At 80.1% G+C, this 569-nt stretch carries 1 protein-coding gene; it reads left to right on the top strand.

All coding sequences use genetic code 11. The features are described from left to right. A partial coding sequence (locus ABEB16_RS22705) for an amidase family protein (RefSeq protein WP_425560300.1) occupies window positions 1–569 on the top strand: 569 nt, incomplete at both ends.

Raw genomic sequence — 569 nt, 5'->3', positions numbered from 1 at the left:
GCTGCCGCTGGCGGGCGCGGTGGCCGCCGTCAAGGGCAACATCGACGTCGCCGGGCTGCCCACCACGGCCGCCTGCCCGGGGTTCGGCCGCGACCCGGCCGCCTCCGCGACCGCGGTGCGGCGGCTGGAGGACGCCGGGGCCGTCGTGCTCGGCACCACGAACCTCGACCAGTTCGCCACCGGCCTCGTCGGCACCCGCAGCCCGTACGGCGCGGTGCGCGACGCCGAGCGCCCCGACCGGATCTCCGGCGGCTCCAGCTCCGGTTCCGCGGTGGCGGTGGCGCTCGGGATCGTGGACGTGGCCCTCGGCACCGACACCGCCGGCTCCGGGCGCGTGCCGGCGGCCCTGCAGGGCGTGGTCGGGGTCAAGCCCACCCTCGGGCTGGTGCCGGTCACCGGCGTCGTGCCGGCCTGCCGGTCCTTCGACTGCGTCACCGCGTTCACGCGCGACGTGGCGCTGGGCCGCCGGGTGCTGGCGGTGCTGGCCGGTCCCGACGGCGCCGACGCCACCGCCCGCCCGTGGCCGGCCCGCGCGCCGGTGGCCGCGCCGGTGGACGTGCGGGTCGGGG

This window comes from Kineococcus glutinatus (assembly GCF_039542765.1).
Taxonomy (GTDB): Bacteria; Actinomycetota; Actinomycetes; order Actinomycetales; family Kineococcaceae; genus Kineococcus_A; species Kineococcus_A glutinatus.
This window is presented reverse-complemented; position numbering and strand designations above follow the sequence as displayed.